This window comes from Sphingomonas sanguinis NBRC 13937, assembly GCF_001591005.1.
GTDB classification, from domain to species: domain Bacteria; phylum Pseudomonadota; class Alphaproteobacteria; order Sphingomonadales; family Sphingomonadaceae; genus Sphingomonas; species Sphingomonas sanguinis.
This window is the reverse complement of record NZ_BCTY01000061.1, coordinates 1-16,421: the sequence shown is the minus strand read 5'-3', so window position 1 is coordinate 16,421 and position 16,421 is coordinate 1. Positions and strand designations below refer to the sequence as shown.

Sequence of the window (16,421 nt, the reverse complement as noted above, 5' to 3'; positions counted from 1 at the left end):
GGGGGGGGGGGGGGGGGGGGGGGGGGGGGGGGGGGGGGCTTCCACGCAGGTCGTCCCCTGCGGTCATCCCCCTCCACCACCGCTTCGCGGCGGTCCCCCTCCCCGTGCCGGGGAGGATTGTTAACCCTCGTGGTTCCGCCCGAAGTCCTCTCTCGCATCGTCCTGGCCCTGGTCGATGATCGAACGGCGGATGGTGCGGGTGCGGCTGAACAGGTCGAACAGTTCGTCGCCCTTGCCCCAGCGGATCGCGCGTTGCAGCTGGCTGAGGTCCTCGGAAAAGCGCTGGAGCATCTCCAGCACCGCCTCGCGATTGGTCAGGAACACGTCGCGCCACATGGTCGGGTCGGACGCGGCGATGCGGGTGAAGTCACGGAAGCCGCCCGCCGAATATTTGATGACCTCGGACTGGGTCACCTCTTCCAGATCGCTGGCGGTGCCGACGATCGTATAGGCGATCAGGTGCGGCAAATGGCTGGTGACCGCGAGCACGCGGTCGTGATGGTCCGGGGCCATCAGCTCGACATCCGCGCCCAGCCGCCGCCAGAATTCGGCGACCCGCTCGACGGCCAGTGCGTCGGCACCCTCGGGCGGGGTGACGATGCACCAGCGTTTCTGGAACAGCGTGGCGAAGCCCGCCTCCGGCCCGCTGCGCTCGGTGCCCGCGACCGGGTGTGCGGGGATGATCGTCGCGCCGGGCAGCGCTTCGGTGAGGGCGGCGAGCACCGAGCCCTTGCAACTGCCCACGTCGGAGACGATCGCCTCGGCAGGCAGGTCGTCGGCGAACTCGGCCGCGACCGCACCCATCGCACCGACCGGCACGCACAGGATCACAAAGTCGGCGTCGATCACGCTTGCGCCGGCCGTATCGGCGACGTCATCGGCCAGATCGAGCGCGCGCACCGTCTCGCGCACCGCCGGGTCGGCGTCATAGGCCGTGATCCGCGCGGTCGGCATCGCCTTGCGCGTCGCCCGCGCGACCGAGGAGCCGATCAGGCCGAGCCCGATGATGGTGATCCGCGCGAAGGGCAGCATCAGGCCCCCTTCGCCTCCGACTCGACCATCTGGCGAAGCGCGGCGACGACACCCTTCACCTCATCCTCGGTGCCGATGGTGATGCGCAGGCCATGGCCCAGTCCCTGGCTCGGCAGCCAGCGGACGATATACCCTGCATCCATCAGCCCGTGATAGGCGCGCTCGGCGGTCAGTGCGCCCTCGAACAGCACCAGCGAGAAATTCGCCTTGGACGGCACGCAGCGCAGGCCCGCATTGCCCAGCGACGCGATCTGCTCCTCGAACCAGCCGAGCCACTTCGCGTTGTGTGCGCGCGACGCCTCGACAAAGGCGCGGTCGCGGATCGCTTGAATCGCGGCGTTCTGGCCGGCGATGGTCACGTTGAACGGCGCGCGGATACGGTGCAGCGCGTCGATGATCGGCGCGGCGGCATAGCCCCAGCCGATCCGTTCGGCGGCGAGGCCGTGGATCTTCGAGAAGGTGCGCGAGACGAGCACGTTGCTCGCCCGCTCGGCCAGCGCCAGCCCGCCATCATCCTCGCCCGCCTCCAGATACTCGGCATAGGCCTGGTCGAGGACCAGCAGGACATGGGGCGGCAACCCCGCGTGCAACCGCGCGATCTCGCCCGCGCCTGCATAGGTGCCGGTCGGGTTGTTGGGGTTGGCGACGAAGACGACTTTGGTCTTGTCCGTCACGGCACCCAAGATGGCGTCGACATCGGTGGCATAGTCATGGTCGGCGACGACCACCGGCTCCGCGCCGACGCGGCGGGTCGCGATCTCATAGACCGCAAAGCCGTAGCGGACATGGATGATCTCGTCCCCCGGCCCCGCAAACGCGCCCGCCGCGAGGTGCAGGATCTCGTCCGAGCCGGTGCCGTAGATGATCCGCGCCGGGTCCAGCCCATGCACCTCTCCGATCGCCTGACGCAGCGCGGTCGCGCCCGCGTCCGGGTAGCGCTCCAGATGGGCGGCGGCGGCGGCGAAGGCGGCGCGCGCCTTTTCGCTGGTGCCCAGCGGATTCTCGTTGGAGGACAGCTTGGCGACCTTGCGCCCGTCATCGGTCGTCGCGCGGCCGGGGACGTAGGGCGCGATGGCCTTGACCCAGGAGATCGGTTCGGGGGCGGTAAGCTTGGTCATGCGACCCGCCATAGCGGCCTCGCCCTTGCGTTGCCAAGCATCGCGGCCTAGCGGATATCGCTCCATGGCCGCTTCCGTTTCCACGCACTCCCTTGGCGACGACCAGCGTTTCGGTCTGTCGCGCCATGTCGTGCTGCCCGGGCCGCTCCGGCTCGATGGCGGCGGGCTGCTGTCCCCGGTCGAGATCGGCTATGAGACCTATGGCACGCTGAATGCCGATGGCTCGAACGCCATCCTGATCTGCCACGCGCTGACCGGCGACCAGCATGTCGCCTCGCCCCATCCGCGCACCGGCAAGCCGGGCTGGTGGACGCGCCTGGTGGGCGAGGGCAAGCCGATCGACCCGGCGCGGCACTTCATCATCTGCTCCAACGTCATCGGCAGCTGCATGGGATCGTCGGGCCCCGCGACCATCGACCCCTCGACCGCCGAGCCCTGGGGGATGCGCTTCCCCGTCATCACCATCCGCGACATGGTGCGCGCGCAAGCCATGCTGCTCGACCATCTGGGCGTCGGGCAATTGAAGGCGGTGGTCGGTGGATCGATGGGCGGGATGCAGGCGCTGAGCTGGGCGGCGACCTTCCCCGAACGCGTGCGCGCCTGCGTCATGGTCGCCTCGACCGCGCGGCACTCGGCGCAGAACATCGCCTTTCACGAGGTTGGGCGGCAGGCGATCATGGCCGATCCGAAATGGAATGGCGGCGCTTATTACGAGGCGAACGATCCCCCCGCCGCGGGCCTCGCCGTCGCGCGTATGGCGGCGCACATTACCTATCTGTCCGAGGCGGGGCTCACCGAGAAGTTCGGGCGACGACTTCAGGCGCGGCCCGACCGGCCGGACGGCGCGAAGAGCTTCGGCTTCGACGCCGATTTCCAGGTCGAGAGTTATCTCCGGCATCAGGGATTGAGCTTTGTCGACCGGTTCGATGCCAATTCCTATCTCTACATCACCCGCGCGCTCGATTATTTCGACCTCGCTGAGGAGCATGGCGGCCTGCTCGCCAATGCCTTTCGGGGGACGAAGACGCGCTTTTGCCTGGTCAGCTTCGATACCGACTGGCTCTATCCCACCTCCGAGTCGCGCGCCGTCGTGCAGGCGCTCAATGCGGCCGGGGCCGCGGCCAGCTTCGTCGAGCTGTCGAGTCCGTACGGCCATGACGCCTTCCTGCTCGACGCGCCCGAGATGAACCGGGTGATCGACGGTTTCCTGCGGGCCGAGCCATGAGCGAGCCGTTGCGCCCCGATCTGGCGATCATCGCGCGCCACGTCGCGCGCGGTGCGCGCGTGCTGGATATCGGCTGCGGCGACGGACAACTGATGGCGGCGCTGCGCGACGAGGCGGGGGTGGATGCGCGCGGGCTGGAGATCGACCCGGCCAATGTCGCCTCGGCGGTCGCGCGCGGGCTGGCGGTGGTGCAGGGCGATGCCGATGTCGACCTGGCGGGATACCCGGACAAGGGCTTCGACTATGCGATTCTCAGCCAGACGCTGCAGACCGCACGCGCGCCCGACCAGGTTCTCGACCATCTGCTGCGCATCGGTCACCGCGCCTTCGTGTCCTTCCCCAATTTCGCGCATTGGCGGGTGCGGACCTCGCTGCTGTGGGGCGGACGGATGCCGGTGACCAAGCTGCTACCCGAACAATGGTATGACACGCCCAATATCCACCATGTCACGATCGACGATTTCCGTGCGTTCGTGCGCCAGCGGCGGATTACGGTGGAGGGCAGCTGGTTCCTGTCGCGTGGTCGCCCGACCAGTGCGGCGGCGGCCAATTTCCGCGCCGAACATGCGGTCTTTCTGTTACGTCGCTGAAACGACGACAGTTCGGAACTTTATCTGGATCAAGAGTGTTGAGCCGGAAAGTGACGGGAATTTGACATGAGCCAAACCGCCCTGATCGTGGAAGACGAGATTTTCGTGGCCCTCGATCTGGAGCGCATTCTGACCGATGCCGGCTATCAAGTAGCTGGGATCGCGGCGGATAGCCGCACCGCCATCGAAACTGCGCCCGGCTGCACCTTTGCCTTTGTCGATGTAAACCTGCGCGACGGCGCGACAGGGCCCGACATTGCACGCCAGCTGGCCGAGCAGTTCGGCGTCAAGATCGTCTTCGTCACAGCCAACCCTGCGCAAATCGGATCGAGCTGTCAGGCGCTCGGCTATATCCGCAAACCGTTCAGCGAACGGGCGATTCTCGCCGCCGCAGCCATGGCCACCGGCGCGGACGTCGCATCCACCGATTATGTCATGCCGCTCGGCCTGAACGCCTGAGTTCCGATCCTTAGACTTAACGGCCCTTTGCCTTAGCGACAGGGCCCCGTGCCGGGCGGGCGGCTAAAGGCAGCCAGCGGCACTTCGATCGTCACCACCAGACCTTCGCGCCGCCAATCGCGTCGCACCGTTCCGCCCAACTGGCGCACCGCCGACAGCTCGACCAGTTGCGACCCGAAACCTGCATGATCGGGCGTACGCTCCAGCACCGGACCACCCCGCTCCTGCCAGCAGAGCGTAACCATCTCCCCGTCCGGCTGGATGGCCAGTTCGACATGCCCTTCGGTCACCGACAGCGCGCCATATTTGGCGGCATTGGTTGCCAGTTCGTGGAACAGCAGCGCCAGCGGCGTGGCCGATCGATCGTCGACCGGCACATCCTCTCCGGACAGATGGATACGGGTATCGTCATCGCCGCGATACGGATCGAACAGATCGGTCAGCAGGCCGTGCAGCGAGTCCTGCCGCGCCTTGGGCTGCGACTGCGGGCTGTGCGGACGGACGAAGTCGTGCGCGCGGCCCAGCGCGGTGATCCGGTCGCGCAGGTCGCTGGAAATGCCGGCAAAACCCGGATGGCTGCGCGCGGCAAAGGCGATCAGGCCGGAGATCACCGCGAAGATATTCTTGATGCGGTGACTCAGTTCCTGGCTGACGATCTCGCGCTCTTCCAGCGCCAGCTTCTGTTCGTGAATGTCGGTGCAGGTACCGAACCAGCGGGTGATCCGCCCCTCGGCATCACGGATGGGCAAGGCGCGACCCAGCACCCAGCGATAGGTGCCATCGCGATGGCGCAGCCGATATTCGATCTGATAGGGCTCACCGGTCGCCAGGCTGTGGCGCCAGCGCGTCCAGGCCCGCTCCTGATCGTCGACATGGAACATGCCATTCCACGCTTCACCATCGGTCGAGCCGGGTTCCATGCCGGTGTAGTCGTACCAGCGGGCGTTGTAATAATCGTGATAGCCGTCGGGCAGGGTCGACCAGACCATTTGCGGCATGGTGTCGGCCAGAGTGCGGAACCGCTGCTCGCTGTCGGCGACGCGCGCCTCCGAGGCCTCGACGGTCTGTTCGTGTTCGAGCTGGGCGCGGCGGTCCTGCAACCGGCCCATCACTGCGGTCGCCAGGATCTCCAGCCCGCGAAACTGGAAGTCGGTCAGCCCTTGCGGACGCGGTTCGGGCGAGATGACACAGATCGCGCCCAGCGGCACGCCTTCATGCGACAGAAGCCGCGCACCCGCATAAAAACGGATATGCGGCGGCCCCACGACCAGCGGGAAATCGGCGAAGCGCGGGTCCAGCCGCGCGTCGGGCACGACCATGACGGTTTCGCCCGCCACCATCGCATGGGCGCAGAAGGAGGTATCACGCGGCGTCTGCGGCTCGTCAAAGCCCAAGGCCGACAGGAATTGCTGCGACTCTTCCTCGACCAAGCTGACCAGCGCGACCGGGGTGCCGCACAATTCGGCGGCAAAGGTGGTCAGGTCGTCCAGGCACCCGTTTTCGCGATAGCCCGCCAGATCGTAGCGGCGGATCAGCGCGGTGCGTTGCGCTTCCGTAATGGCCGATGGGTCGAGCATGTCCGTCATCCCATCCTGTTGGCCGATCGCCGAGTCCGCCCGAAAAACCGTGTCCTGCATGTCCTCACCGTGGAGAAGTCCGTCGGCGATCAGAACGGAACGTCGTCATCCAGATCGTCGGCGAAGCCGCCGCCCTGTCCGAACCCGCCACGGTTGCCGCCGTTCCCGCTCTGGCTTGCGCCGCCACCGGAATTGCCCGAACCGCCACGCGCGCCGCCGCCGTACCCGCCGCCCGACGAACCACCGCCAAAGCCGCTCGACCCGCCACCGAAGTCGCCGCCGCCGAAATCATCGCCGCCGCCAAAATCGCTGCCGCCACGGCCACCGCCGCCGCCCTGACCGCCGCCGGGGCCGTCGAGCATGGTCAGCACCGAGTTGAAGCCCTGCAGCGTCACCTCGGTCGAGTAACGGTCGTTACCCTGCTGGTCCTGCCACTTACGGGTGGTCAGCGCGCCTTCGATATAGACCTTCGAGCCCTTGCGCAGGAAGCGCTCGGCGACATTGGCAAGACCTTCGTTGAAGATCTTGACCGTGTGCCACTCGGTCTTTTCCTTGCGCTCGCCGCTGTTGCGGTCCTTCCACGACTCGGACGTGGCGATGCGCAGCTCGACCACCTTGCCGCCATTCTGGAAGGAGCGGCTCTCGGGATCGCGTCCCAGATTGCCGACGAGAATCACCTTGTTGACGCTGCCCGCCATGTATCAGTCCTGTATCTTGCCTAGAGGCCGGCGAAGACGGCCAACCAATATGTGATACCCGCCATGACATAGGCGGTCACGAAAAGGTAGCCCACCATGAAGGCTGGCCATTTCCATCCGTTGGTTTCCCGACGCGTCACTGCGATGGTCGAGATGCATTGGGGCGCGAAGACGAACCACATCAGGAAGGCGAGCGCGGTGGGCAGCGACCAGTTGCGCTTCAGCTTGTCGGTCATCGCCTTCTGCCCACCCTCATGCTCGGTATCGTCGATGGCATAGACGGTGCCGATCGCCGCCACCGCGACCTCGCGCGCCGCCATGGCGGGGACGAGGGCCAGTGCGATGTCGCGGTTGAAGCCGATCGGACGCACCGCGACCTCGATCCCGTTGGCGATGCGGCCCGCGATCGAATAATCGACCGGCGAAATCCCTGAGCCCTCGGGCGGCTTCGGAAAGGAGAGCAGCGCCCACAGGATGACCGTGGTCAGCGCGATGGTGGTCCCGGCGCGCTTCAGGAAGATCAGCGCCCGGCTCCACAGGCCGAGCAACACGTCGCGTAGATGCGGCCACTGGTACTTCGGCATCTCCATCATGAAGCCCGACGACGCACCCTTGGTGACGGTGCGGCGGAGCAGCAGGGCCGCGACGAACGCCCCGACAATGCCCATCAGATAGAGGCCGAGCAGCACCAGCCCCTGAAGACCCACAAGCGGCAGCACCTGCCGATCGGGAATGAACGCGCCGATGATGATGGTATAGACGGGCAGGCGCGCCGAACAGGTCATCAGCGGCGCGATCAGGATCGTGGTCAGCCGGTCCTTCTCGTCATCGATCGTCCGCGTCGCCATGATGCCGGGCACCGCGCAGGCGAAGGAGGAAAGGAGCGGGATAAAGGCCCGCCCCGACAGACCGACCTGCGCCATCAACCGATCCATCAGGAAGGCGGCGCGGACCATATAGCCGGTTGCCTCCAGGATCAGGATGAAGAGGAAGAGGATCAGGATTTGCGGCAGGAAGACGAGGACCGCGCCTACACCAGCGATCAGGCCGTCGGTGATGAGGCTGCGGAACCAGCCCTCCGGCAGCAGCAGCCCTGCCTGGATTTCCAGCCATTTGAAGCCGGCCTCGATCCATTCGACCGGCGTCTGCGACCAGGCAAAGACCGCCTGGAACATGATGAAGAGCAATCCGACCAGCAGGATCGGCCCGGCGATCGGATGCAGCGCGACCGAGTCGAGCATGTGGGTCCAGCGGCGCGTCGGCGTCTCCGCCACGGTCGCGGCGGACGCGATCTGGCGCGCGCGGCGCTGCAGCGTGACGATATCGTCGATCCGGTCGGCGGCTGCTATGGCGTGGGGCCGCTCCTGCGACACCAGCCGGTCGATCTCGGCCTTCAGCGTGTCGAGCCCGCGACGGCGGACGGCGACGGTCGGGATGACCGTCACGCCCAACTCACGCGCCAGGATATCGGCGTCGAGGGTCAGCCCGTCACGCTCGGCCAAGTCGACCATGTTGAGCGCGACCACGACCGGCAGGCCCAGCGCGATCAGCTGGAGCGTGAAGCGCAGGTGATTGTCGAGATTGGCGGCATCGACCACGACGACCAGCGCATCGGGACGCCGCTCGCCCGCCTGCGAGCCCATCACGACATTGCGCGTGACCTGTTCGTCCAGGCTGCCGGGATCGAGGCTATAGGCACCGGGCAGGTCGACCAGCTCGACCGCGCGGCCATCGTCCAGCACGAGTCGTCCCGAATGCCGCTCGACGGTGACGCCGGGATAGTTGCCGACCTTCTGCCGCGCGCCGGTCAGCGCGTTGAACAGGGCGCTTTTGCCGGCATTGGGATTGCCGACGAGCGCGACCAGCGGTGCAGCGTTCATTCGTCCGGGCTAAGCCTCAGGCGCTCGGCGCGACGCGGATCGAGGCGGCGACTCGGCGGCGCAGCGCCACGGTCATCCGGCCGATCCGGCAGGCGATGGGCCCGCCGCCCAGCGTGGCGCGGTGCAGAACCTCGACCCCGACGCCTTCGTCGAAGCCCAGTTCGCGCAAACGACGCGCTTCGGGCAGGGCCAGCTGGGTCCAGTCGATCGCGGCCACGGTCGCCGGTTGCCGCCGGGGAAGGGTTTCGAGACTGCTGAGCATCGCCATGAGGCATACATAACCCCGGTGCGATTGATTATCAATTACCAGTTGGTAAATTGGGTGAGAGGATCGGTGGCCAGGCGTGCGCCGGGCCCCCCTCACACCGCCGGATAACGCAGCCGCCCGATAAACCGCGACAGGCTGGGCATATTCTCACCGCGCTTGGTGATCCCGGCCTTCCACTTCTCGAACCGCATGATCCCCTCGATCCGGCGCGCGAGGAAGGCGCGCGTGTCGGCGTGATTCTCGCTCTCGTCGTTCAGGAACACCGCGATGGTCGAGGCATAGACGGCAAACAGCGTCGCACGCTTGGTATAATGGTTATAGTCGGTCGCGGTGTCGCCCGCCTGCGCCCAGATCGCATCGACCGTGCGCCAGCCGAGTCGCGCGGCCGTAGCGGTGTTTTGCGGCATGGCGAGGATGGTCAGCGCGCGGCGCAGCGCTTCGCGATTGGGAGCAGCGGCGGCCAGCCGTGCCTCGACCAGCGCGGTGATGCGTTCGCGAATCTTCATCTGGGCCGCCCGGTCGGCGGGCACCGCTTCGACCATCGCCTGATCGATGGCGGCGAACCACGCGTCGATCATCGCGACCGGGCCGTCCTTGAAAGCGAGTCGCGCGATGTCGCGGTCGATGCCCGCCGCGTCTGCCGCCATGTCGCGGGCGTCGTCGCCCCAGCCGTCGAACGCGGCGTTGGACGCAATGCCCTCCGCCAGCAGCGCACGCACCTCGTCGAGAGTCAGGTCCTGAACATCGGTCATGGCAGCCTCGGTCATATCCTATCCGTCGTCCCTATCGCCCGGCTTGGCAACCGTCGATCCGCGCCGGACCAGTACCAGCGCGACCGCGACCATCGCCACGCCCACCAGATCGGGCAGCGCCAGCCGCTCATCATAGACGATCCAGCCGATGGCGGTCGCCACGATCGGCTGGACCAGCAGCGCCAGGCCGACGACCAGCGGGCTCAGCAGGCCCAGCGCATAGATCATCAACCCCTGGCCGATGATCTGGCTCCCCAGCGCCAGCAGGATCAGCGCGCTCCAATGGCCGGGCCAGACCCGCTCGCCCAGCACCACGGCGAAGACGAACAGCGGCACGATGCTGGCGAGCGTCGACCAGGCGAGCGCCGGGATGGGCGGCATGGTCGTCCGCACCCGCGCCATCAGGATGAAGTAGAGCGCATAGAGAATGCCCGCCAGGACGCACATCAGGTCGCCGACCAGGTGGCGCGGATCGACCTGATAGCTGCGCCCCATCAACAGTCCGGCCCCGACCGCCGCCAGGATCAGCGCGATCCCCTGGCTTCGCGAGGGCCAGGTGCGCGCGATGAGAAAGCCGTAGAGCGGAAAGATGAAGGTCGCCGAATTGCCGAACAGTGTGGCGTTGGCCATCGTCGTCTGGCGGATGCCGATATGCCAGGAGCCCAGATCGCCCGCAAAGGCGATGCCGCCGATCAGCAGCAGCGCCCACAGCCCCGCCTGTCCCTTGCCCGGCCGACGCGGCCGGGCGGGCGAGATCAGCGCGACCAGCGCCAGCACCGGCGCGGCGAGCGTGATCCGCCAGAAGGCGGCGGCGACCGGCCCGGTATCGGCCATGCGCACCAGCAGCGGCCCGAAGGCGAGCGCGACATTGGCGAGGATGACGGCGGCAAAGGCCAGCGGCGGCGTGCTATCCGGTCCGGTCCGGTCCGACTGACGATCGCTTTGCATCGGTTCAGTTTTTCTTGGGGTGTGGAACACGGGCATGGGGTCCCTTAACGCCCTATCTGCGTTGCGTCAGGCCGGAAAGGCCGCAAAAGGACTGCATGTGATGCCAACGCTCTTCGACCCCATCGATCTCGGGGCGATCCACGCCCCCAACCGTATCCTCATGGCCCCGCTGACCCGCGCTCGCGCCACGCGCGAGGCGGTGCCGACGCCGATCATGGCGCAATATTATGCCCAGCGCGCCAGCGCGGGCCTGATCATCTCCGAGGCCACCGGTATCAGCCGCGAAGGGCTGGGCTGGCCCTATGCGCCGGGGCTGTGGACCGACGAGCAGGTCGAAGGGTGGAAGCCGGTGACCGACGCGGTGCACAAGGCAGGCGGCCGGATCGTCGCCCAGCTCTGGCACATGGGCCGTCAGGTGCACAGCTCGGTCACGGGGATGCAGCCGGTGTCGTCCTCGGCCACCCGCACCGAGGGGCAGGCGCACACCTTCGAGGGCAAGAAGGATTTCGAGACCGCCCGCCCGCTGGAGCTGTCGGAAATCCCGCGCCTGCTGGACGATTATGAGCTGGCGACGCGCAATGCGCTGGCCGCCGGGTTCGACGGGGTGCAGATTCATGCCGCCAACGGCTATCTGATCGACGAATTCCTGCGCGACGGGGCGAACCACCGCGAGGACGAATATGGGGGCAGTCCGGAGAATCGCATCCGCCTGCTCCGCGAGATCGCCGAGCGCGTGATTTCGGTCGCGGGCAAGGAGCGCGTGGCCGTGCGCCTCTCGCCCAATGGCGACAGCCAGGGCGTCGATGACAGCGATCCCGCCTCGGTCTTCGTGCCCGCCGCCAAGATGCTGTCGGACCTGGGCATCGCCTTCCTCGAACTGCGTGAGATCGGCCCGGACGGCACCTATGGCCGCACCGACGTGCCCAAGCTGTCGCCGCAGATTCGCGAGGTCTTCAAAGGCCCGCTGATCCTGAACAGCGATTTCGACACGCGTGAGAAGGCGCAAGCTGCGATCGATTCGGGTGTCGCGGACGGCATCGCGTTCGGCCGGACCTTCCTCGCGAATCCCGACCTGCCCGAGCGCCTGCGCACCGATGCGCCGCTGAACGAGGGCGATATGAAGACTTGGTACAGCCAGGGGCCGGAAGGCTATATCGACTACCCCACGCTCGAAGAGAGCGCGCGGGCGGCGTGAGGCCGGGGGGCGGGGTAATGTTCACCCCCGCCCCATCCACCACCCCGGCGAAGGCCGGGGTCCAGATGCCACCAAGCCAGTTGCTTACGCCGACAGCGCATCGCAACTGGACCCCGGCCTTCGCCGGGGTAGCGGCCCTTTGTAAGAGTTTGCAGAGACAAATATTATCGCGGTTTAGCCTCACCGGAAGTGCGGGCTATTCGCCGCTATTCAACGCGTCGAGCCATGCTGTCATCCGGTCGCGCACCGTCCGGCGCATCTTGGGATTGAGGAGCAGCAGCGGCGCCCCCCATAAGGGTGGGACGAAGCTCGCGACCAGCACCCACAGGATCACCAGCGCGACCAGCCCGGCCCCGGCAAAGCGCAGCTTCTGCATCGCGCCCGCATCGAGTGTCAGGGCGCGCGGACCCTTGGCGTCATAGAAACGGTCGGTGGTCCAGCTTGCCGCACCGTCGAAGCGGATCTTTTCCGGCAGCTGGAATCGCGCTCGGGTCTTGTCCGAGGCCGGTCGCAGTAAGTCCGTCCGGCGCGCAGGGGGAGCCTTCGCCGCCTGGGTATCGATGACCTCCAGCCGCCGACCCCGTTCGACGACGCGGAAGCGGCTGGGCGGCATATCGGTCATGATGTCGGGATGGCCCGACGTGCCCGCCACTGGTCGGCGCTCTGGCCCCAGGCATCGACGGGGAAGCTCTCCAGCGGGGCGGGAAGGCGTGTCGGGCCCTGATTCACCGACCCCAGCCGCTGGGCCAGCTTGATCGAGCCGTGATTGTCCGGGTCGATGGCGTGGATCACATGGTCCCAACCCAGCACATCCACGGCATAGTCCATCGCCGCGCAGGCCGCTTCATAGGCATAGCCGCGGCCGGCAAATTCCCGCGCCACGCCCCAGCCGACCTCGCGCCCCGGCCAGCCCTCGGGCTGCCACGGCCCGATCCGGCCGACCCAGCGGGCGGTGTCGCGCTCGATGACCGAAAACATGGCGAAACCCCGTACGCTCCACGCACCGACCATGGTGCATAGCGATCGCCAGGCCGCGCCGCGCGCCTGCACGCCGCCGAGGAAGCGCATCTTGTCCTCCTCGGCATGGAACGCCGCCCACGCCTCGGAATCCTCCGCCGAGGGGACCCGCAGGGTCAACCGCTCGGTCTGGAGGACGGGCGATGTCACCCGAACCGCCCCTTCAGCGCCAGCATGGCGAGCGCCGCCTTGGCCGCCTCACCGCCCTTGTTCTTTTCGTCGGGCTTGGCGCGGGTCAGCGCCTGCGCCTCGTTCTCGGTGGTGATGATGCCGTTGCCGATGGGCAGCCCGTCCATGGTCAGCGCCATCAGGCCGCGCGCGCTTTCGTTCGACACGATCTCGAAATGATAGGTCTCGCCGCGAATCACCACGCCGATCGCGACGAAGGCGTCGTAGCGCCCCGAATCGGCCGCCATCGCCACCGCGCCGGGGATTTCCAGCGCGCCGGGGACGGTGATCGTCTCATGGCTGTGGCCCGCTTCCTCGATCGCGGCGCGTGCACCGGCCAGTAGCAGGTCGTTCAGATGCTCGTAGAAGCGGGCCTCAACGATCAGCACATGCGCCATCAGGCGTCTCCCTCAGCATTTTCGATACGACGTTCGCCGACGATCGACAGGCCATAGCCGTCGAGCCCGATCAGCGTGTGATGGGTGTTGGTCAGCAGCACCATGTCCTGCACGCCCAGCTCGGCCAGGATCATCGCGCCGACGCCATAGTCGCGCAATTCCTCCATATCGATCTGCACTTCCTCCCCGGCCTTCAGCCGAACGGCGGTGGTGAAGGCGTCGGTGCGCGGGCGGTTGATGACGACGATCACGCCGGAGCCTTCCTCGGCGATCATGCGCATCGACTTGGCGAGCAGCGCGCCACGTGATCCTGCCTCGCCGAACACATCGGCGAAGGGCGACAGGGCGTGCATCCGCACCAGCACCGGCTGGTCGGTGTCGAGCTTGCCTTTGACCAAAGCGACCTGCTCGGTCCCCGTCGCCTTGTTGCGATAAGCGCGCGCGGTCCAGGTGCCGCCCCATTCGCTCTCGAACGTGGCTTCGGACTGCAACTCGACCAGATGGTCGTAGCGGCGGCGATAGGCGATCAGGTCGCGGATCGTGCCGATCTTCAAATTGTGGAGCTGCGCGAAGGAGACGAGGTCGTCCATCCGCGCCATCGTCCCGTCCTCGTTCATGATCTCGCAGATCACGCCCGAAGGGTTGAGGCCCGCCAGCCGCGCGACATCGACCGCTGCCTCGGTATGCCCGGCGCGGACCAGCACGCCGCCGTCGCGCGCGACCAGCGGGAAGACATGGCCCGGCGTCACCAGCGAGTCGGGGCCCTGCGAAGCATCGATCGCCACCGCGATCGTCCGCGCGCGGTCGGCGGCGGAGATGCCGGTGGTTACGCCCTCGCGCGCCTCGATCGAGATGGTGAAGGCGGTTTCGTGCCGCGTCCCGTTCTTCGGGCTCATCAGCGGCAGGCCGAGCGTGTCGACCCGCTCGCGCGTCATCGCCAGGCAGATCAGCCCGCGCCCGTGCCGCGCCATGAAGTTGACCTTCTCCGGCGTCGCCATCTGGGCCGGGATGACCAGATCGCCCTCATTCTCGCGGTCTTCGTCATCGACCAAGATGAACATGCGTCCATTGCGCGCCTCGTCGATGATCTCTTCGGGGCTGGAGAGAAAACCGCGCCGCAGACCGGAAAGCGAGTCGGGATTAGCGGCCACGATAATGCTCCATGCGCTGCAGATACCGGGCGAGCACGTCGATCTCGATATTGACGCGCTGGCCCTCGCCGATGCCGCCCAGCGTGGTGACGGCGGCGGTGTGGGGAATGATGTTCAGGCCGAAGACGGTGCCGTCGGCGGTGTCCTCGACGCTGTTGACGGTCAGCGAGACGCCGTCGACCGTCACCGAACCCTTGGTCGCCATGAAGGGGGCGAGGTCGGCGGGCACCGCCACGAAGACGCGGTGCGATCCGCCCTCCACCGCAACCGACACGACATGGCCGACGCCGTCGACATGGCCGGTGACGATATGTCCGCCCAGCTCGTCGCCCAGCTTCATCGCGCGTTCCAGGTTCAGCCGCTGGCCGGTCGTCCACTGGTCGGCGGTGCGCCCGATCGTCTCGGCCGAGACGTCGACCGCGAACCAGTCCGGGCCCTTCTCGACCACGGTCAGGCAGACGCCCGAACAAGCGATCGACGCGCCCAGGTCGATACTGGCCGTATCATAGGCGGTGGCGATGACGACTCGCGTGTCGCCGCGCGTTTCCACGGCGGTGACGGAGCCGATGTCGGTGACGATCCCGGTAAACATATCAGGCGCGCTCGTAGACCTCCAACCGGTCGCTGCCAAGCATCCGTGCATCGGTGAGCCGCCAGCGGCCATGGGCCTCGGCGAGACGGGTGAGGCCGATATCGCCCAGCGCCGAGCGGCCCTCGCCGATCAGGATGGGCGCGCGATAGAGGAGCAGCCGGTCGATTAGATCGGCGGCGAGGAAGGCGGAGGCGGTCTGCGCCCCTCCCTCGACCATCAGCCGGTCGACGCTCGGGATGTCGGCGATGGCGGCCGGGGAGGGGATGGTTTCCCAGCCCGTCTCGGGCGTACGCGAGAGCAGGATGCGGCGCGGACTGCGCGACTCGAGGCCCGGCAGGCGAACATCGAGCCGGGGCGCATCGGCCTCCAGCGTGCCGCGCCCGATCAGGATCGCTTCGTGGCGGCTGCGCTCCAAATGGGTATGCGCGCGTGCCTGTGGCCCGGTGATCCAGCGGCTCTCGCCATCGGCCCGCGCGATCATGCCATCGAGCGAGGTGGCGAGCTTGAGCGTGACGAGGGGGCGGCCCCGGGCGCGGCGAGTCAGGAACCCCGCGATCATCCGCCGCGCCTCTTCCTCGCGCACGCCGGTCGTGACCGCGATCCCGGCGGCACCGGCGCGGGAAAAGCCGAGGCCGTCGGTGCGCGGATCGGGATCGCCCATCGCCGCGACGATCCGCGCGACGCCGGCCGCGATCAGCAGGTCGGTACAGGCAGGACCGCGCGGCGAAATATGCGCACAGGGCTCCAGCGTGACGTAAGCGGTGGCCCCGCGCGCCGCTGCTCCGGCTTGGGCCAGGGCCATCGCCTCGGCATGGGGGCGGCCGCCTGCTTGCGTCCAGCCGCGCCCGACCACCCGGCCATCGCGAACCAATACGCAGCCGACATTGGGATTGGGCGCGGTCCGCCCGACGCCGCGATCCGCCAGCGCCAGCGCCACCCCCATCCAGCGATGGTCGGTCAGAAGCCCCACTTGGTCAGCGCGTCGTCGACCTTTTTAAACTCGGCCTTGCGCTGGTCCTTGGCGGCCTGCTCCTCGGCCAGTTCCTGCTTCTTCTTCACATAGTCGATCTTCTGCTGCGCGCGGATTTCCGCATCGGTGCGGTTCGCGGGCCATTGTTCGACATAGATGATGTTGGGCTGGTAGGGCGGCCGCACATAATCGTCGCGCGCAAAGGCGTAGATGAAGAAGCCGGTAATCCCCATCGCGATGATCAGGAACACCAGCTCATAGGGCTGGCGCTGCGACAGGAAGAATCGCAGGTCGCGATACGCGCGGACGGGGGAAAAGCGGCCGAAGAACGACATGGGGGGAATGTAGGGGGTAAGGGCGGGGGATGCCAGTGGGGATGGGGG

19 protein-coding genes are annotated in these 16,421 nt (G+C 67.3%); 4 read left to right on the top strand and 15 right to left on the bottom strand.

What is annotated here, in order from left to right:
• Positions 1 to 120 precede the first annotated feature (120 nt).
• Together SSA01S_RS16935 and hisC are read right to left on the bottom strand one after the other, a co-directional pair.
• A complete protein-coding gene (locus SSA01S_RS16935) occupies positions 121 to 1,032 on the bottom strand; it encodes a prephenate/arogenate dehydrogenase family protein (protein ID WP_061781326.1) in 912 nt (303 codons plus the stop codon).
• Entirely contained in the window at positions 1,032 to 2,150 is a 1,119-nt protein-coding gene (hisC, locus tag SSA01S_RS16930; RefSeq protein WP_061781329.1) for a histidinol-phosphate transaminase, read from the bottom strand. Before hisC ends, SSA01S_RS16935 begins: the two co-directional genes overlap by 1 nt.
• A 64-nt stretch (positions 2,151 to 2,214) precedes the next feature.
• On the opposite strand from hisC, the gene metX reads away from it, so the two are divergent.
• The 3 genes from metX to SSA01S_RS16915 all read left to right on the top strand — a co-directional run bounded on the left by metX (position 2,215) and on the right by SSA01S_RS16915 (position 4,424).
• Positions 2,215 to 3,375, top strand: a complete 1,161-nt coding sequence (gene metX / locus SSA01S_RS16925; protein WP_058732967.1) for a homoserine O-acetyltransferase MetX — start codon at positions 2,215 to 2,217, stop codon at positions 3,373 to 3,375.
• The gene (gene metW, locus SSA01S_RS16920) at positions 3,372 to 3,965 is read left to right on the top strand and encodes a methionine biosynthesis protein MetW (protein ID WP_061781325.1); all 594 of its coding nucleotides are present in this window, start codon (positions 3,372 to 3,374) and stop codon (positions 3,963 to 3,965) included. The genes metX and metW overlap by 4 nt, the downstream gene beginning before the upstream one ends.
• Positions 3,966 to 4,031: 66 nt before the next feature.
• Positions 4,032 to 4,424 carry a response regulator gene (locus tag SSA01S_RS16915; protein ID WP_061781324.1) on the top strand — a complete coding sequence of 131 codons (393 nt, stop codon included), beginning with the start codon at positions 4,032 to 4,034 and terminating at the stop codon, positions 4,422 to 4,424.
• Between the two features lie 32 nt (positions 4,425 to 4,456).
• Here the strand turns inward: SSA01S_RS16915 and SSA01S_RS16910 are convergent, their stop codons facing one another.
• The 6 genes from SSA01S_RS16910 to SSA01S_RS16885 all read right to left on the bottom strand — a co-directional run bounded on the left by SSA01S_RS16910 (position 4,457) and on the right by SSA01S_RS16885 (position 10,547).
• Complete coding sequence (locus SSA01S_RS16910; RefSeq protein ID WP_061781328.1) at positions 4,457 to 6,010, bottom strand: sensor histidine kinase; 1,554 nt, start codon at positions 6,008 to 6,010, stop codon at positions 4,457 to 4,459.
• A gap of 80 nt (positions 6,011 to 6,090) precedes the next feature.
• Entirely contained in the window at positions 6,091 to 6,699 is a 609-nt protein-coding gene (ssb, locus tag SSA01S_RS16905; RefSeq protein WP_061781323.1) for a single-stranded DNA-binding protein, read from the bottom strand.
• A 20-nt stretch (positions 6,700 to 6,719) separates the two neighbouring features.
• Complete coding sequence (gene feoB / locus SSA01S_RS16900; protein ID WP_061781322.1) at positions 6,720 to 8,579, bottom strand: ferrous iron transporter B; 1,860 nt, start codon at positions 8,577 to 8,579, stop codon at positions 6,720 to 6,722.
• Between the two features lie 16 nt (positions 8,580 to 8,595).
• Complete coding sequence (locus tag SSA01S_RS16895) at positions 8,596 to 8,847, bottom strand: FeoA family protein (protein ID WP_058715801.1); 252 nt, start codon at positions 8,845 to 8,847, stop codon at positions 8,596 to 8,598.
• Between the two features lie 92 nt (positions 8,848 to 8,939).
• Entirely contained in the window at positions 8,940 to 9,614 is a 675-nt protein-coding gene (locus SSA01S_RS16890; protein WP_061781321.1) for a COQ9 family protein, read from the bottom strand.
• 3 nt (positions 9,615 to 9,617) lie between these two features.
• Positions 9,618 to 10,547: a DMT family transporter gene (locus SSA01S_RS16885; protein WP_061781320.1), complete on the bottom strand. Its 930-nt coding sequence runs from the start codon at positions 10,545 to 10,547 to the stop codon at positions 9,618 to 9,620.
• Between the two features lie 100 nt (positions 10,548 to 10,647).
• Between SSA01S_RS16885 and SSA01S_RS16880 the strand changes: the two genes are divergently transcribed.
• Positions 10,648 to 11,742: an alkene reductase gene (locus SSA01S_RS16880; protein WP_061781319.1), complete on the top strand. Its 1,095-nt coding sequence runs from the start codon at positions 10,648 to 10,650 to the stop codon at positions 11,740 to 11,742.
• A gap of 196 nt (positions 11,743 to 11,938) precedes the next feature.
• On the opposite strand, the gene SSA01S_RS16875 is transcribed toward SSA01S_RS16880, so the two are convergent.
• The 7 genes from SSA01S_RS16875 to SSA01S_RS16845 are packed head-to-tail and all read right to left on the bottom strand — an operon-like array spanning position 11,939 to position 16,373.
• A complete protein-coding gene (locus SSA01S_RS16875; protein ID WP_156477897.1) occupies positions 11,939 to 12,364 on the bottom strand; it encodes a hypothetical protein in 426 nt (141 codons plus the stop codon).
• A complete protein-coding gene (locus SSA01S_RS16870) occupies positions 12,361 to 12,909 on the bottom strand; it encodes a GNAT family N-acetyltransferase (RefSeq protein WP_061781317.1) in 549 nt (182 codons plus the stop codon). Before SSA01S_RS16870 ends, SSA01S_RS16875 begins: the two co-directional genes overlap by 4 nt.
• On the bottom strand, positions 12,906 to 13,325 hold the full coding sequence (ribH, locus tag SSA01S_RS16865; protein ID WP_058715795.1) for a 6,7-dimethyl-8-ribityllumazine synthase: 420 nt from the start codon (positions 13,323 to 13,325) through the stop codon (positions 12,906 to 12,908). Before ribH ends, SSA01S_RS16870 begins: the two co-directional genes overlap by 4 nt.
• A complete protein-coding gene (gene ribB, locus SSA01S_RS16860) occupies positions 13,325 to 14,476 on the bottom strand; it encodes a 3,4-dihydroxy-2-butanone-4-phosphate synthase (protein ID WP_061781316.1) in 1,152 nt (383 codons plus the stop codon). The genes ribH and ribB overlap by 1 nt, the downstream gene beginning before the upstream one ends.
• The gene (locus tag SSA01S_RS16855; RefSeq protein ID WP_061781315.1) at positions 14,466 to 15,068 is read right to left on the bottom strand and encodes a riboflavin synthase; all 603 of its coding nucleotides are present in this window, start codon (positions 15,066 to 15,068) and stop codon (positions 14,466 to 14,468) included. The genes ribB and SSA01S_RS16855 overlap by 11 nt, the downstream gene beginning before the upstream one ends.
• A gap of 1 nt (position 15,069) precedes the next feature.
• Complete coding sequence (ribD, locus tag SSA01S_RS16850; RefSeq protein WP_061781327.1) at positions 15,070 to 16,011, bottom strand: bifunctional diaminohydroxyphosphoribosylaminopyrimidine deaminase/5-amino-6-(5-phosphoribosylamino)uracil reductase RibD; 942 nt, start codon at positions 16,009 to 16,011, stop codon at positions 15,070 to 15,072.
• 14 nt (positions 16,012 to 16,025) lie between these two features.
• Entirely contained in the window at positions 16,026 to 16,373 is a 348-nt protein-coding gene (locus SSA01S_RS16845) for a hypothetical protein (RefSeq protein WP_058715792.1), read from the bottom strand.
• Positions 16,374 to 16,421: the final 48 nt, after the last annotated feature.

Coding starts and splice junctions, on each gene's coding strand:
- SSA01S_RS16935 (WP_061781326.1), bottom strand. CDS start 1,032: ATGCTGCCCTTCGCGCGGATCACCATCATCGGGCTCGGCCTGATCGGC.
- metW (WP_061781325.1), top strand. CDS start 3,372: ATGAGCGAGCCGTTGCGCCCCGATCTGGCGATCATCGCGCGCCACGTC.
- SSA01S_RS16880 (WP_061781319.1), top strand. CDS start 10,648: ATGCCAACGCTCTTCGACCCCATCGATCTCGGGGCGATCCACGCCCCC.
- SSA01S_RS16875 (WP_156477897.1), bottom strand. CDS start 12,364: ATGACCGATATGCCGCCCAGCCGCTTCCGCGTCGTCGAACGGGGTCGG.
- SSA01S_RS16895 (WP_058715801.1), bottom strand. CDS start 8,847: ATGGCGATGCTCAGCAGTCTCGAAACCCTTCCCCGGCGGCAACCGGCG.
- metX (WP_058732967.1), top strand. CDS start 2,215: ATGGCCGCTTCCGTTTCCACGCACTCCCTTGGCGACGACCAGCGTTTC.
- SSA01S_RS16855 (WP_061781315.1), bottom strand. CDS start 15,068: ATGTTTACCGGGATCGTCACCGACATCGGCTCCGTCACCGCCGTGGAA.
- ribD (WP_061781327.1), bottom strand. CDS start 16,011: ATGGGGGTGGCGCTGGCGCTGGCGGATCGCGGCGTCGGGCGGACCGCG.
- SSA01S_RS16915 (WP_061781324.1), top strand. CDS start 4,032: ATGAGCCAAACCGCCCTGATCGTGGAAGACGAGATTTTCGTGGCCCTC.
- hisC (WP_061781329.1), bottom strand. CDS start 2,150: ATGACCAAGCTTACCGCCCCCGAACCGATCTCCTGGGTCAAGGCCATC.
- SSA01S_RS16885 (WP_061781320.1), bottom strand. CDS start 10,547: ATGCAAAGCGATCGTCAGTCGGACCGGACCGGACCGGATAGCACGCCG.
- SSA01S_RS16845 (WP_058715792.1), bottom strand. CDS start 16,373: ATGTCGTTCTTCGGCCGCTTTTCCCCCGTCCGCGCGTATCGCGACCTG.
- ribH (WP_058715795.1), bottom strand. CDS start 13,325: ATGGCGCATGTGCTGATCGTTGAGGCCCGCTTCTACGAGCATCTGAAC.
- feoB (WP_061781322.1), bottom strand. CDS start 8,579: ATGAACGCTGCACCGCTGGTCGCGCTCGTCGGCAATCCCAATGCCGGC.
- ssb (WP_061781323.1), bottom strand. CDS start 6,699: ATGGCGGGCAGCGTCAACAAGGTGATTCTCGTCGGCAATCTGGGACGC.
- SSA01S_RS16890 (WP_061781321.1), bottom strand. CDS start 9,614: ATGACCGAGGCTGCCATGACCGATGTTCAGGACCTGACTCTCGACGAG.
- SSA01S_RS16910 (WP_061781328.1), bottom strand. CDS start 6,010: ATGACGGACATGCTCGACCCATCGGCCATTACGGAAGCGCAACGCACC.